15 protein-coding genes and 1 pseudogene are annotated in these 13,675 nt (G+C 40.0%); 14 read left to right on the top strand and 2 right to left on the bottom strand.

Features of this window, described 5'->3' with window-relative positions; translation table 11 throughout:
* Positions 1 to 140: 140 nt before the first annotated feature.
* The 4 genes from LQ188_RS08005 to LQ188_RS07990 all read left to right on the top strand — a co-directional run bounded on the left by LQ188_RS08005 (position 141) and on the right by LQ188_RS07990 (position 4,447).
* Positions 141 to 1,505, top strand: coding sequence for an MFS transporter (locus LQ188_RS08005; protein WP_230176494.1), 1,365 nt, complete (start codon positions 141 to 143; stop codon positions 1,503 to 1,505).
* Positions 1,506 to 1,722: 217 nt separating this feature from the next.
* Positions 1,723 to 3,069, top strand: coding sequence for an MFS transporter (locus LQ188_RS08000; protein ID WP_230176493.1), 1,347 nt, complete (start codon positions 1,723 to 1,725; stop codon positions 3,067 to 3,069).
* A 21-nt stretch (positions 3,070 to 3,090) separates the two neighbouring features.
* Positions 3,091 to 3,897 carry a sugar phosphate isomerase/epimerase family protein gene (locus LQ188_RS07995; RefSeq protein ID WP_230176492.1) on the top strand — a complete coding sequence of 269 codons (807 nt, stop codon included), beginning with the start codon at positions 3,091 to 3,093 and terminating at the stop codon, positions 3,895 to 3,897.
* 148 nt (positions 3,898 to 4,045) lie between these two features.
* Positions 4,046 to 4,447 (top strand): SgcJ/EcaC family oxidoreductase, encoded by a 402-nt coding sequence (locus tag LQ188_RS07990; protein ID WP_101221742.1) that lies wholly within the window; start codon positions 4,046 to 4,048, stop codon positions 4,445 to 4,447.
* Between the two features lie 227 nt (positions 4,448 to 4,674).
* Here LQ188_RS07990 and LQ188_RS07985 read toward each other — a convergent pair whose 3' ends face one another.
* The gene (locus tag LQ188_RS07985; RefSeq protein WP_230176491.1) at positions 4,675 to 6,108 is read right to left on the bottom strand and encodes an aldehyde dehydrogenase family protein; all 1,434 of its coding nucleotides are present in this window, start codon (positions 6,106 to 6,108) and stop codon (positions 4,675 to 4,677) included.
* 28 nt (positions 6,109 to 6,136) lie between these two features.
* On the bottom strand, positions 6,137 to 7,771 hold the full coding sequence (locus LQ188_RS07980) for an acetolactate synthase large subunit (RefSeq protein ID WP_101221744.1): 1,635 nt from the start codon (positions 7,769 to 7,771) through the stop codon (positions 6,137 to 6,139).
* 693 nt (positions 7,772 to 8,464) lie between these two features.
* On the opposite strand from LQ188_RS07980, the gene LQ188_RS07975 reads away from it, so the two are divergent.
* The 10 genes and pseudogenes from LQ188_RS07975 (at position 8,465) to LQ188_RS07930 (ending at position 13,518) form a co-directional block, all read left to right on the top strand.
* Entirely contained in the window at positions 8,465 to 8,725 is a 261-nt protein-coding gene (locus tag LQ188_RS07975; protein ID WP_101221745.1) for a metal-sensitive transcriptional regulator, read from the top strand.
* Between the two features lie 39 nt (positions 8,726 to 8,764).
* Positions 8,765 to 9,070, top strand: coding sequence for a monooxygenase (locus LQ188_RS07970; protein WP_230176490.1), 306 nt, complete (start codon positions 8,765 to 8,767; stop codon positions 9,068 to 9,070).
* Between the two features lie 109 nt (positions 9,071 to 9,179).
* On the top strand, positions 9,180 to 9,659 hold the full coding sequence (locus LQ188_RS07965) for a DsrE/DsrF/DrsH-like family protein (protein WP_101221747.1): 480 nt from the start codon (positions 9,180 to 9,182) through the stop codon (positions 9,657 to 9,659).
* A gap of 13 nt (positions 9,660 to 9,672) precedes the next feature.
* Positions 9,673 to 10,041, top strand: a complete 369-nt coding sequence (locus tag LQ188_RS07960; protein ID WP_101221748.1) for a rhodanese-like domain-containing protein — start codon at positions 9,673 to 9,675, stop codon at positions 10,039 to 10,041.
* 18 nt (positions 10,042 to 10,059) lie between these two features.
* Positions 10,060 to 10,356, top strand: coding sequence for a rhodanese-like domain-containing protein (locus LQ188_RS07955; protein ID WP_230176489.1), 297 nt, complete (start codon positions 10,060 to 10,062; stop codon positions 10,354 to 10,356).
* Between the two features lie 53 nt (positions 10,357 to 10,409).
* On the top strand, positions 10,410 to 10,982 hold the full coding sequence (locus LQ188_RS07950) for a sulfurtransferase TusA family protein (protein WP_230176488.1): 573 nt from the start codon (positions 10,410 to 10,412) through the stop codon (positions 10,980 to 10,982).
* A pseudogene (locus LQ188_RS07945) lies at positions 10,975 to 11,248 on the top strand (DsrE/DsrF/DrsH-like family protein). The gene LQ188_RS07950 and the pseudogene LQ188_RS07945 overlap by 8 nt, the downstream one beginning before the upstream one ends.
* Positions 11,249 to 11,295: 47 nt before the next feature.
* Positions 11,296 to 12,423: an MBL fold metallo-hydrolase gene (locus tag LQ188_RS07940; RefSeq protein ID WP_230176487.1), complete on the top strand. Its 1,128-nt coding sequence runs from the start codon at positions 11,296 to 11,298 to the stop codon at positions 12,421 to 12,423.
* Between the two features lie 37 nt (positions 12,424 to 12,460).
* Positions 12,461 to 12,688: a sulfurtransferase TusA family protein gene (locus LQ188_RS07935; RefSeq protein WP_101221752.1), complete on the top strand. Its 228-nt coding sequence runs from the start codon at positions 12,461 to 12,463 to the stop codon at positions 12,686 to 12,688.
* 50 nt (positions 12,689 to 12,738) lie between these two features.
* The gene (locus LQ188_RS07930; protein WP_230176486.1) at positions 12,739 to 13,518 is read left to right on the top strand and encodes a sulfite exporter TauE/SafE family protein; all 780 of its coding nucleotides are present in this window, start codon (positions 12,739 to 12,741) and stop codon (positions 13,516 to 13,518) included.
* The last annotated feature ends 157 nt before the right edge of the window (positions 13,519 to 13,675 follow it).

The following is a 13,675-nucleotide window of genomic DNA, read 5'->3' as shown; positions in this document are numbered from 1 at the left end:
GTAATAAGAATACTAAAGATGCTTTGTTAATGGGCAATTCCAATGAAGATTATCTGATTTTTCCGATTATTTTCCGAGTTTCTATTTTAGAACTCGGAAAATACATTCGAAACCGATATTTTTATGATGGGAGGCGGAAAATGCGTAGTGTAGTAGCTTCGGATATCATTGCTGTCAGTAAATTTAACCGCTTTCATTTACTTGTTTTTCTTTGGTGTTTTTATGCCATCGCTTTCGACGGGTATGAAATAGCCATGTATGGTGTGGGTTTGCCTTGGATGATGGAAGAGTGGGATTTAACTTCCATTCAGGCAGGGGCAGTCGGCAGTTATTCCTTATTCGGCATGATGATTGGCGCCCTGATTTTAGCACCGATCGCAGATAAATATGGCCGGAAGAACGTTCTCGTCATTTGTATGATTTTGTTCAGCATATTTACCTTGGGGGCAGGGATTGCACCCAACCTCACATGGTTCACAGTAATGCGTTTCATTGCTGCAATTGGAATGGGAGCATTAATGCCGAATGTTATATCGCTAATGACTGAATATTCCCCAAAACAAAATCGGGCCATCATTGTAGCTGCGATGTATTGTGGCTATTCAATCGGTGGAATCATGGCATCATTAGTGGGAATGTATATCATTCCTTATACGGATTGGCGTGTATTATACTTTATTGGAATTTTGCCATTACTTACACTTCCAATATTCATGAAGCAGTTTCCTGAATCCCTTTCCTACTATTTAGCAAAGAAGGAAATTGGGAAGGTTGTTGAAATCCTCAATAAAGTCAAACCAGAAGGGGATTTTAAAGAAACTGACGATTTCAGGCTTAGTGAAGCTGAACAGAGGGGAAAAGGATCTCCAGTAAAAAAACTATTCACGAACAAACGGGCATTCAGTACGGTTTCCATATGGGTGGCTGTGTTCTGTACATTGATGATGGCTTACGGATTAAATACATGGCTTCCAAAAATGATGCAGGATTCCGGATTCAGTATCACCTCAAGCCTTTCATTTAACCTGGTTTTGTGCCTTGGTCAAATTGGAGGTTCCTTAGTAGGCGGTTATTATGCTGGAAAAATGGGCCATCGTAAAATTCTTGTTACACTATTCTTATTAGGGGCCGTTACCTTTGTCGCATTGAGCGCTACGACTAATAACATCGCGGTATATTTACTGATTTTTATGGGGGGTGCCTGTACTGTTGGTGCCATGAACTTAGCCAATCCGTATATCACAGAATATTACCCCCGTGAAATCCGTACGACGGGTATGGGCTATTCGCAAGCTATCGGCAGGATTGGCTCAATTCTCGCTCCGACTTTAATGGCCTTTCTTCTGTCAACAGGCATGGATCCGAAGGTGGCTTTTGCTACATTTGCCCTGCCAAGTATCATCGCAGCGTTCGGTTATATTCTGGTCCAAGAAAAACATGGATCTTTTGACAGGGTAGTCAAGGAGGACAATGAAGTAGAATCAGAGAAGACTGTAACTATTTAAAGAAATGATTCACAATTCGGAATACAATCCCCTTAGTTGTTTAACATTGCAGCAAGGGGATCTGCAATTCAATGGTTCCAGGGGCTGCTCTTGAAAATATTAAACTCATGTTGTAAGTAAAGGAAGGAAACATATTGGCATTTATAAAATTTCAATAAAATTAAAATTTAGTAGAACGATGTACTAATATTGGGCATTAGGTTAAGGGGGAAAAATATTGAGCTCAGAATTAAAGGCAATAATAGAAGATCGCACATCGGAACCGGTAACTGACAGATCAAAAAAAGGAAAACAGAAAACTGTTCGATGGTTCATCTTATTTCTAATTGCTTTAGTCACGTGTATTAATTACATCGACCGTGCCATCATTTCGCTTGCTGCTCCGAATATTCAAGCCGATTTACATATTGATCCGGCTATGATGGGAATAATATTTTCCGTATTTGGCTGGAGCTATACCTTCTCCATGCTATTCAGCGGCTACTTTCTTGATAGATTCGGTCCTCGAAAGGTATACACGGTTTCCCTCGTTTTATGGTCTGTATTTACATTCATGGTAGGAACCGCGAAAAATATATCGTCACTTATTACATATCGCATAGGACTGGGTGCCTTTGAATCTCCCTCCATACCTACTAATGCCTGGTGTGTATCCGAGTGGTTTCCTAAAAAAGAACGTGCTACTGCTGTAGGGATTTATACGGGTACCCAATATATTGGGTTAGCCTTCCTGACTCCAGTTTTTACTTGGATCATCATAACCTTTGGATGGAGTTACCTTTTTTATATCGCCGGAATCATAGGGATTCTCATTGGATTTGTTTGGTATGGATTCTATCGGAACCCTAGGGAACATATGCGGATTTCCCAGGAAGAGCTAAACTATATCAAAGAAGGCGGAGGGATGATCGGAACTGAAGAGAAGCATCCTTTCTCCTGGAACCGAATAGGCCAACTGCTTAAACACCGTCAAATTTGGGGAATGTTCATCGGGCAATTTTCCATTCAAACTACTTTGTTTTTCTTTATGACTTGGTTTCCATCCTACTTGATCGATGAAAAGGGAATGACGATGTTGAAAACTGGAATTTATGCGAGTATTCCTTACATCGTAGCCATATTAGGAACCCTCATTGGCGGCCGATGTTCCGATTGGATGCTGACACGCGGGGTATCAACAGGATTGGCACGTAAACTTCCCATCATTGTCGGATTGTTACTGTCTTGTTTGATTCTCGGAGGGAATTATACGGATTCACCAAACATAGTCATCACCTTTATGGCGATAGCATTCTTTGGACAGGGGATGGCATCAACAGTTACCGGAGCACTTTTAGCTGATATTGCCCCGAAAGGAATGGTAGGCCTAACGGGTTCCTCACTATATTTTGTAGCAAACATTGGAGGGGCATTATCTCCGTTAATCGTCGGTTTAATCATTAGTGCGACACATTCTTATGCAGCAGCGTTAACCTTTATATCCGTAGTGGCCCTAATTGGCGCTTTTGCTTATATCTTCCTTCTCGGAAAAGTACAGCGTATAGAAATCACAATGAAAAAATAAAAGGAGAAAGGCGGAATTACATTGAAACTGAGTTTATGCACTACAGGATTTAAAGAATGGGACATAGAGGAAATAATAAATTGGCTGCTTCCGTTGCAAGCGGATGTTAAAGGACTTGAATTATGGAATAAACATATAGAACGATTTCAGGAGAAGCATGGACCACTGGACAAGTTAGCCAAATTACTTGAAAATAATGATTTACAAATACCATCCATTAGTGGATATACGACTTTTTCGAAACTCTGGAACCAAAAAGAACATCAAAACGAAATCAATCAAGCAAGAAAATTGTTAGATATGGCTCATCAATTGAACTGCCCATTAATACGGACTTTCGCAGGACATATAGCATCAAGGAATGCCTCACCGGAGCAATGGTCGGAAACGGCTACCGAATTAAATAAATTAGGGCAAATGGCCGATCTCTATGGAGTGGATGTAGCAATAGAAATTCACTATGACTCTTTTGCTGATAACCTCGAAGCCATTCAAAAGCTTTTAGAAGATATTGACCATCCACGGATAAAACTGATTTTCGATGGTGCTAACTTATACGTTGATCAATTGAATCCGAAGGAGGTATTGGAATCCATCTTCCCCCATGTCAGCCATGTACATTTAAAAAATTATCACTACAATCATAAAGAGCGATATAAAAACAAACCAGCCCCCATTTTTAGTGGGGATGTTGACAATATTCGCTTACTCGAAGAATTGAGAAAGCGGAATTATACAGGCTTTGTTTCTCTGGAATATTTCGGTCAGGAAGGAATGCCTAACTTGCTTGCCTCATTAGAACAATGGAAACAGCAACAGACATATTGATTTCTTTACGTTTTTTAGCTGAAAGATATACGATAGGATATCAACTTTTATTAAAAATGCTTCTTGAGCAGGATATTCCATCATGACAGTCGAACATCAATTGGTATAAGAGCGGTCCAATTAAATGAAGCTGAATAGGATGGTGAATATGCAGAATCATGAGCTGGAACAAATCATAAAAAATGCGGACAGGGCAATAAATAATGAGAATTTCGATCATCTAATGGAGTTCTATTCAGAGGATGCAACTTTAGTTGTCAAACCTGGAACATTTGCAAAAGGGAAAGCGGAAATCCGTCAGGCATTCATTGCTATCGCTGAATACTTTAACCATAGTTTAATCGTCAATCAAGATAAGATGGCAATAATCGAAACGGGTGATACGGCATTGGTTGTGGCAAAAGCCCAGCTAAGTGCCAATCAAAAGGAAGACTCCGAATTCTCTATGGAAAGAACCGCGACATATGTATTTAAAAAAGATTCCACCGGTACATGGCGCTGTATAATCGACAACTCTTATGGTGCTGAAATAATTGAAGAATTGAAGTAATAAGTGAAAGCTGCCGTATTTGGTGGCTTTTTATCTTTTACAACTAGATTACATCTGTATGTAAAAAATCGCCTATGTATAGAAGTGATGATGAAATGAAGAAATGACTGTACCCAATAATAAGAACAACGGCTACAATCAAAACATAAATTTACGACAAAAAAAGAAGACGAAATCTTTAAGATATCGCCGTCTCATATAATAAGGGTTTATAATTTTCCCTATGTTCAATTGTCGCTTATTTTAAAGCTGATAAACTTCTGCTCCATCATTTCTTGCATCGCATATTTGACGCCTTCTCGGCCAACTCCGCTGTCCTTCCAGCCACCATAAGGCATATTATCAATCCGGTAAGTTGGGATATCATTGATTACGACTCCACCTGTTTCCAAGCGTTCCGCCGCATAAAAAGCTCGTTCTATACTCGGAGTCATCACTCCTGAGTTCAATCCGTAACGCGAATCATTTGCATCATTGATGGCATCATCCAGCGTATCGAATGGGAAAATGCAGACAATTGGACCAAATACTTCGAAACGAAATACCTTTGAGTCACGATTTACATTGGTTAAAACGGTAGGTAAAAGTACATTGCCTTCAACTGTACCGCCGCACTCAATTTTTGCTCCTTCCTGTACTGCCTCGTCAATCCAACTTTGTAATCGTTCCAATGATTTTTTTGAAATAACCGCTGTAATATTTGTATTTTCGTCCAGTGGGGAACCGATGACAAGCTGTTTTGTTGTACTTACGAATCGATCTAAAAATTGTTGGTATAGTGATTTGTGAACATAAATTCGTTGAATCGAGATACACACCTGACCATTATTCGTAAATGAACCCATCACACTTCTTTGAATGATTTTATCGGTGTCGACTCCTTCATCAATGATGAACGGCGAATTAGATCCGAGTTCAAGGGTAAGCTTACGGAAGCCTGCCTGCTGCTGGATAAGGTGTCCGACCTCTACACTGCCTGTAAAAGTCACCTTTTTTACATGTGGATGGGTCGTCAATGCATCACTTAAAACATCCCCTTTGCCCGGTATGATGTTCAATACTCCATCTGGCAACCCTGCTTCTTTAAAAATATCGGCAAGAACCAATGAACTCAACGGGGTTTGTTCGGCAGGTTTTAACACAATCGAGTTTCCAGCCGCAATAGCTGGACCAACTTTATGTGCGACCAGATTAAAGGGAAAGTTAAATGGGGTAATCGCAGTAACGACGCCAATCGGGGTACGAACCGTGAAGCCAAAACGGTTTACCCCGCCAACTGCCGCATCCATCGGGATTTGTTCTCCATAATTGTTCTTGGACGCTTCTGCAGCAAAACGATAGGTCTGAACCGTACGATTCATTTCTTCACGAGCATTTCGAATCGTTTTCGCCGCCTCTAGAGAAATGATTTTCGCAAGCTCTTCACTGCGTTCTTCCATGATTGCTGCAGCTTTAAATAAAATTTCTGCTCGTGCATGAGCCGGGTAGGATCGGTATTTCTGAAAAGCGGCATTTGCCTCAACAATCGCTTCAATGGCATCCGCTGGTTCAGCCTGTCCGATTTGTGCAATTTCTTCATTTGTATGGGGATTGAATAAGGGCTCATACGATTTAGCCTCCCGCCATTTGCCACCGATCCACAATTGCCACTTTTTCTTCATTTGACATTCCTCCAATAATACATGCTCTTTATAATTTACAAATATAATCACCTAGTGTTTTCGATAACTTTACATTTTCCGAATAATCTACATCCACATCAATCAAGACAATTTCCTGACTCGAAATCGCTTCTTCTAATGCATGAAGCAATTCATCGGAGTGGGTTACTTTCACTCCTTTAACCCCAAAACTTTTTGCGAATCCTAAAAAGTCTGGGTCTGTAAATTCAATCGCATTCGTACGATCAAATTTATTCAATTGCTTCCACTCGATAAGGCCAAATTTTGAATCATGGAAAATGACAATAACGAAGGCAAGACCCAGACGTTTGGCAGTTGCCAATTCAACCCCATTCATCAGAAATCCACCATCCCCTGTAACCGCAATGACAGGTTTATCAGGCTTTGCCAATTTGGCCGCAATGGCACCGGGAACCGCAATACCCATTGATGCAAAGCCATTAGAAATGATAGTGTGATTAGGCTTTTCCGGCTGATACATCCTGGCAATCCATAATTTATGGGCGCCCACATCCGAAATGACAATGGCATTCCCTTTTTCTGCCTTTTTTATATCGGCAATAATTCGCTGAGGGATGATAGGGCTTCCTGATACATCATCAGAAGAATGAAATTTCTCAATGATTTGAGACCTTAACTTTTTCACTTCTGGCCAAAGCTCCTTTTTTGCTACACCAGTAGTCAGGGCTTCAAGTGCCTCAGTAACATTTCCGATTAATTCAGCTTGAACGGGGTAATAGGCATCAATCTCAGCCGGTCGGGCATCAATATGAATAATCGGCTTCATTGCCTCAACGTTCCAATATTTTGGCAAATACTCGACGAAATCATAGCCGACAGTGATAATAAGATCGGCCAAATCAAACCCGCATAGAACATAATCCCTTGCTTGCATCCCTACTGTAAAAAGGGTCAATGGATGGTCAGAAGGTAAAACTCCTTTGGCCATGAACGAATTAACAACGGGAATCTGCTTCTCTTCTGCAAATTTCCGTAAGGACTCAGCAGCTTCATCACGGACTACGCCATTACCAGCTAGAATAATAGGTCTTTTAGCGCGATTTATTAATTCGACAGCTTTTTTGATTTCTTCCTCGGCTGGGCGGGATCTAGGCATTGGTGTAACCGGAAGTGGTTCACCTTCTGTATCCATCAGCGCCACATCTTCCGGGAGTTCTATATGAACAGCTCCCGGCTTTTCTATGACTGCAGTCTTAAATGCTTTACGGATAATTTCCGGAATCGTATGAGGCACCTTAATTTGTTGATTCCATTTCGTTACTTCCTCAAAAACCCCAATAATGTCCACATATTGATGTGACTCCTTATGAATTCGATCAAGGCCAGCCTGACCTGTAATCGCGACAACAGGGGAATAATCCAGATAAGCATTTCCTATACCTGTCAATAAATTAGTTGCACCCGGTCCCAATGTGCCCAAGCAGACGCCAGGCTTTCCAGTTAGCCGGCCATATATGTCTGCCATAAAAGCTGCAGCTTGTTCATGATGAACCAAGATAAATTCAATGTCAGAATCTATTAGAGAATCAATAAGATCCGTATTTTCCTCACCAGGTATCCCAAAAATATACTGAACCCCTTCATTCTCTAAACACCTTACAAACAAATCAGATGCCTTCAAATTATTCCCACCTCGACTATTTCAATTTTATCTCCCTATATGTTGGCTTTGCCCACTAGAAATTATGTACTTACGGGATATTAAAACCATTTCGAACATTTGCAACTCTATATACAATTGTCATAACTAGGAGGGGGAATATGGAAGTCGTTTCTAATCTTTTTAATAAAATTTGACCGAAATCAGAAGCATCACGCCATACTACAGTTGCGCTAAAAATCTGGCCCGGATTTCGTCAATATTTATTTAACGAGGAAACTGAAGGGAAGCCATTTACAAATGATTACTTCGAACATAACGTGCCCATAAGTAGGTACGTTTTTATTTTTGACTTTCACTAGTTGAATGTATTTGTGCTTTTTAGTATTAGGTGGTGTTTATTTTAAATAAAAGTGTAAATAAAACGGCTTGACAATATACCCCTATAGGTATAATATGAACTCACCAGTTAAGAAAACACAAATTCACGATTAAAATGCCCAAACTCACGAGTAAAATACGATTTAATTGGCTAGGCGCTTATAATCTAAGCAAGATAAGGTTGATTATGCCTATTGAAATGTTTTAATAAAAATCTTACTTGAAAACATTCATGTCATTGCTTCTAATAAACTGGAAGTGAGTTTGGGGCTGCACTTCTCTTTTTAACGGAAAAAAGATTAGCTATTGTTGTAAATAGATGGGAGGCGGAGTATGGAGTTTGATAAAAGCAGCATTCATCGCTTGAAGCGGATTGAAGGACAAATCAAGGGTGTTCTTGGAATGATGGAGCAGGGAAAAGATTGCAGGGATGTCGTCACTCAGTTGTCTGCTGTACGTAATGCCATAGATAGGACCATGGGTGTTATCGTAAGTGCCAATCTAGAGCAATGCGTTCGGGAAAACGTCGAGAAAGGAGAAGGCACTGATCATTTAGTCAAGGAAGCGGTTAATTTACTAATTAAAAGCAGGTAAAAGAATTTGACCTGACTAGTAGAAAAAGAAGTGTTTTTCATGTCTTATATTTTACAAGTGGATTTTAAAATGGAGGGGCCATTTGGTCACGAAATTGTAAAAGAATTTACTGTTTTAGCAAAAAGCATTAATGATGAAGAAGGATTAATCTGGAAGATTTGGACCGAAGACAGTGAGGCAAAGGAAGCTGGTGGCATTTATCTGTTTGAAACGAAGGAATCCGCATGTAAGTACTTGTCAATGCACACAGCACGGTTAAAAGGGTTTGGTATAGAGAAGGTTAATGGAAAAATATTCGAAGTGAATGAAATTTTGTCTTCAATTAATCATGGACCAATTAAATAAAGAAAACCCTATTCCATTCATTTTTAGTGAAGTGGGTTGACGAACTATATTTTTTAGCATAATATATACCCCGTAGGGTATGAAAGAATAAATCAGGGGGAAAACATAAATGACTGAAAAGAAAAGAACGACGATCATTTTATTTAGTGGTGATTATGATAAGGCAATGGCTGCTTATATCATAGCAAATGGGGCGGCGGCTTACGATCATGAAGTGACTATCTTCCATACATTCTGGGGATTGAATGCTTTAAGGAAGGATGATCCGATTTCATTAAAAAAAGGATTTCTTGAAAAAATGTTTGCAAAAATGATGCCTCGTGGTTCTGATAAAATGGGTCTATCAAACATGAACTTTGCAGGGATGGGACCTAAAATGATCAAACATGTAATGAAAAAGCATAACGCCATGTCACTCCCAAATTTAATTGAGTTGGCCCAAGAACAGGAAATCAAACTTATAGCCTGTACGATGACAATGGATTTATTGGGTTTACAGCAAGAGGAATTATTGGATGGAATTGAGTATGCAGGTGTTGCAGCTTATTTAGCTGAAGCAGAGGATGGAAATGTAAACTTATTTATATAAATGGGGGGTTCAAATGGGAACTATATTTAATCTCATCATATTAGGTTTCATCGTTTGGTTTTTATATCAGCGATTTGTCCCGGCAAAGGGGATAAAAAATATAAATGCGGCTGAGTTAAAAGCTGTGTTGAATAATAAAGGAAATAGGCAATTCATCGATGTTCGTACTCCTAATGAATATAGGGGCAATCACATTAAGGACTTTAAAAATATACCTCTAAACGAATTTGGCAAAAGGGCACATGAACTTTCAAAAGATAAAGAAGTAATTGTTATCTGCCAAAGCGGAATGAGGAGCAGTAATGCGAGTAAAGCATTGAAGAAACTCGGGTTTAATGAAGTTACAAACGTAAAAGGCGGTATGAATTCTTGGCGCGAATAAAAGGAGGATCTTAAAAAAATGAAAGAAATTTTACCGAATGAAGTGAACGCATTATTGAAGGGATACTCCCCAGTCCATATTATTGATGTGCGGGAAGTGGATGAAGTAAAGACAGGGAAAATACCAAAAGCTTTGAATATCCCGTTGGGTCTGGTGGAATTTAGAATGCAGGATCTGGATAAATCAAAAGAATATATCATCGTCTGCCGTTCAGGGGGCAGAAGTTCAAGGGCAGCACAGTTACTTGAGGATCATGGATATAAGGTGTTGAACATGATGGGTGGTATGAATGAATGGGAAGGTCCCACAGAATAATTTTATATCCGAATATACCCCCATCCCTATAAAAGACTCAAGGAGGAACTAAAATGATTAAAACAAATTCTGTTTTGGATGCTAAAGGTTTAGCCTGTCCAATGCCAATCGTAAAAACGAAAAAAGCCATGAATGTCCTGGAAGCGGGGGAGGTACTCGAAGTTCAAGCAACTGATAAAGGGTCAACCGCCGACATAAAAGCCTGGGCGGAAAGTTCAGGTCACCAATATTTGGGTACGGTTGAAGAAGGAACAACACTAAAACATTATCTTCGGAAAGCAATCGGAGAAGAAACAGCAGTGAAGAAGCATGAAAAAATCATTTCAAATGAAGAACTTCTTCAACTAATGCAGGAAAACCGAAATACGATCATCCTGGATGTACGAGAATCGGCAGAGTATGCTTTTAATCATATACCAGCAGCTAGATCCCTTCCAATGGGTGAATTGGAACAACATATGGGTGAACTTGATAAAGAATCACAGATTTTTGTGGTTTGCCGTACAGGCAGCCGAAGTGATCTTGCTGCACAAAAACTGACGGCGGCCGGTTTTGAACGGGTATTCAATGTTGTACCCGGCATGAGCCAATGGAACGGTCCTTCACAAAAATCCGTGAATGAATAAAAAGTATAAAGGGTTTAACATCATAGCGGCAGTAGCAACAGATCAAGAAGTGGCGATTTGCTTTAATTTCGAAGGTATTAGAAAGGCAAATGTTTCTTCCATTTCAGATTTAGTTTCCATTGCACAGGAAATGAACGTATAGTTGTCAAAAGACCAAGGCCGTATTGGGCATGGAAAAAGAAGCTTTCGTTGACCGTATCTAAGTAGGTGGAGCGGTCACATTTTTGGAGTTCGCTAAGAATGCTGATGTTACATTAACCTTTTAATGAAGAAAAAATTTTTGACATCATTAATACTGTGGGGGGTATATAAAATGGCGTTTAAGCAAATGACAGCCGGTGAGGTTTCAAAGAAAGTAATCAATAAAACCGACTTATTTATTTTGGATGTTCGAAATGAAAGTGACTACAATGATTGGAAAATTGAAGGGGAGAATTTTGAATTCCTTAATATCCCTTACTTTGATCTACTGGATGGCGTGGAAGAAATAATCGATCAAATCCCGGCCAATAAAGAAATCCTGGTAGTATGTGCAAAGGAAGGCTCTTCCGTTATGGTAGCAGAAATGTTATCTGAAGCTGGATTGGACGTTTCTTATTTAAAGGGCGGCATGAAAGCATGGAGTGAACATTTGGAACCTGTGAAAATCGGTGAATTGACCAATGGCGGCGGAATTTACCAATTTGTTCGACTAGGTAAAGGCTGTCTATCCTACATGGTCGTTTCCAATGGTGAAGCAGCCATTATCGATTCTACTCGAATGATTGATGCCTATTTTGATTTCTCCGATAATATCGGGGTGAAAATTACACATGTTCTGGATACACACTTACATGCCGATCATATTTCAGGTGGAAGACGAATAGCGGAAGTAACAAATGCAACTTACTGGCTGCCGCCAAAAGATGCGGCTGAAGTAACCTTTGAATATCAGCCATTAGAAAGCGGGAAAGTGATAACGATTGGTCATACTTCGATTGATATTCAAGCAATATATTCCCCGGGCCATACCATTGGTTCGACTTCATTTGTGGTCGATCAAAAATACTTGTTAAGCGGGGATATACTATTCATCGATTCGATTGGCAGACCGGACCTAGCTGGATTGGCTGAGAATTGGGTAGGCGACTTGAGAGAAACACTGTATACACGTTATAGAGAATTATCAGACGAGTTAATCGTATTGCCATCACATTTTATGATCGTTGATGAATTGAATGAAGATGGAAGTGTCGCTAAAAAGTTGGGTGCGCTGTTTGCTGAAAATCATGGATTGAACATTGTAGATGAAACGGAATTCAGAGAGCTGGTAACAGGTAATTTACCGCCTCAGCCAAACGCTTATCAAGAAATTCGCGAAACCAATATGGGGAAAATCGAGCCTGATGATGAAAAACAGCGTGAAATGGAAATCGGGCCAAATCGCTGTGCGGTTCGTTAATACCGATAAAAAGCCAAGAAAATAGGAGGAATGAAATATGCATTCAGATAAAGTGTTAAATGCTAAGGGACTAGCTTGTCCAATGCCGATCGTTAAAACGAGAAAAGCGATGAATGATTTGCAAACCGGGCAAGTGCTGGAAATACATGTAACCGATAAAGGAGCTAAAGCAGACTTAGCCGCTTGGTCAAAATCCGGTGGCCATGAACTGGTGGAAACGGCAGAAGAAAATGATATACTGAAATTTTGGATTAGAAAAGGCTGATAAAAGAAGGGAACCATTAGGGTTCCCTTCTTTTAAGGGAGGCACTTACAATGGATATCACCTTTATCATTACCATCTTTTTGATTGGTTTTATAGGTTCATACGTTTCAGGGATGCTCGGCATCGGCGGTTCGATAATAAATTATCCAATGCTGCTGTTTATTCCCCCAATCTTCGGTTTAGCGGCATTTAGTGCACATGATGTGACAGGTATAAGTGCTGTACAAGTCTTATTCGCTTCCATCGGAGGAATATGGAGCTATCGTAAGAGCGGACATTTAAATAAAACGCTGATTCTCTATATGGGGATCAGTGTGTTGATCGGAAGCGTGGTTGGAAGTTTTGGATCACAATCGATGTCGGAACACGGAGTGAATATCGTCTATGGCATTTTGGCGTTGATAGCGGCTGTCATGATGTTCATTCCGAAGAAAGGGATAGATGACATTCCTTTGGATCAAGTTACCTTCAACAAATGGCTTGCGGCCATTCTTGCCTTAATCGTAGGTTTAGGAGCCGGGGTAGTCGGTGCCGGAGGAGGCTTTCTATTAGTTCCGATCATGCTTATCGTTTTAAGAATACCAACCAGGGTCACGATTGCGTCTTCATTAGCTATCACATTCATTTCATCCATTGGTGCAACAGCAGGGAAAATCTCAACGGGACAAGTAGACTTCTATCCGGCATTGATAATGGTGGGAGCGAGTTTAATAGCATCTCCGCTTGGGGCGATGGCCGGTAAAAATATGAATGTAAAAGTGCTGCAAGTTATACTGGCTTTATTGATTTTAGCGACGGCTGTGAAAACTTGGGTGGGGATAATGTCTTGAGTTTTGACACGGAAGGAAGCAGTTGTGAAAATTATATTAGAATTCTAAAAAGAGTCCCATCGTTAAAGAATTGTTCTCAATAGGCCACAATAATAGTTCCTTTTCCTCCATCACTTTTTTCTTATTATCTGTACCAGATAAGTAAATGGGACTTCTG

It is taken from the genome of Peribacillus sp. Bi134, from assembly GCF_918698065.1.
Taxonomy (GTDB): domain Bacteria; phylum Bacillota; class Bacilli; order Bacillales; family DSM-1321; genus Peribacillus.
The sequence above is the reverse complement of the archived record's forward strand: the minus strand, read 5'-3'. Positions and strand labels throughout refer to the sequence as shown.

Excerpts from the sequence above, each read along its gene's own strand:
- LQ188_RS08005 (WP_230176494.1), top strand. The coding sequence starts at position 141 with ATGCGTAGTGTAGTAGCTTCGGATATCATTGCTGTCAGTAAATTTAAC.
- LQ188_RS07990 (WP_101221742.1), top strand. The coding sequence starts at position 4,046 with ATGCAGAATCATGAGCTGGAACAAATCATAAAAAATGCGGACAGGGCA.
- LQ188_RS07985 (WP_230176491.1), bottom strand. The coding sequence starts at position 6,108 with ATGAAGAAAAAGTGGCAATTGTGGATCGGTGGCAAATGGCGGGAGGCT.
- LQ188_RS07975 (WP_101221745.1), top strand. The coding sequence starts at position 8,465 with ATGGAGTTTGATAAAAGCAGCATTCATCGCTTGAAGCGGATTGAAGGA.
- LQ188_RS07970 (WP_230176490.1), top strand. The coding sequence starts at position 8,765 with ATGTCTTATATTTTACAAGTGGATTTTAAAATGGAGGGGCCATTTGGT.
- LQ188_RS07965 (WP_101221747.1), top strand. The coding sequence starts at position 9,180 with ATGACTGAAAAGAAAAGAACGACGATCATTTTATTTAGTGGTGATTAT.
- LQ188_RS07960 (WP_101221748.1), top strand. The coding sequence starts at position 9,673 with ATGGGAACTATATTTAATCTCATCATATTAGGTTTCATCGTTTGGTTT.
- LQ188_RS07955 (WP_230176489.1), top strand. The coding sequence starts at position 10,060 with ATGAAAGAAATTTTACCGAATGAAGTGAACGCATTATTGAAGGGATAC.
- LQ188_RS07950 (WP_230176488.1), top strand. The coding sequence starts at position 10,410 with ATGATTAAAACAAATTCTGTTTTGGATGCTAAAGGTTTAGCCTGTCCA.
- LQ188_RS07940 (WP_230176487.1), top strand. The coding sequence starts at position 11,296 with ATGGCGTTTAAGCAAATGACAGCCGGTGAGGTTTCAAAGAAAGTAATC.
- LQ188_RS07935 (WP_101221752.1), top strand. The coding sequence starts at position 12,461 with ATGCATTCAGATAAAGTGTTAAATGCTAAGGGACTAGCTTGTCCAATG.
- LQ188_RS07930 (WP_230176486.1), top strand. The coding sequence starts at position 12,739 with ATGGATATCACCTTTATCATTACCATCTTTTTGATTGGTTTTATAGGT.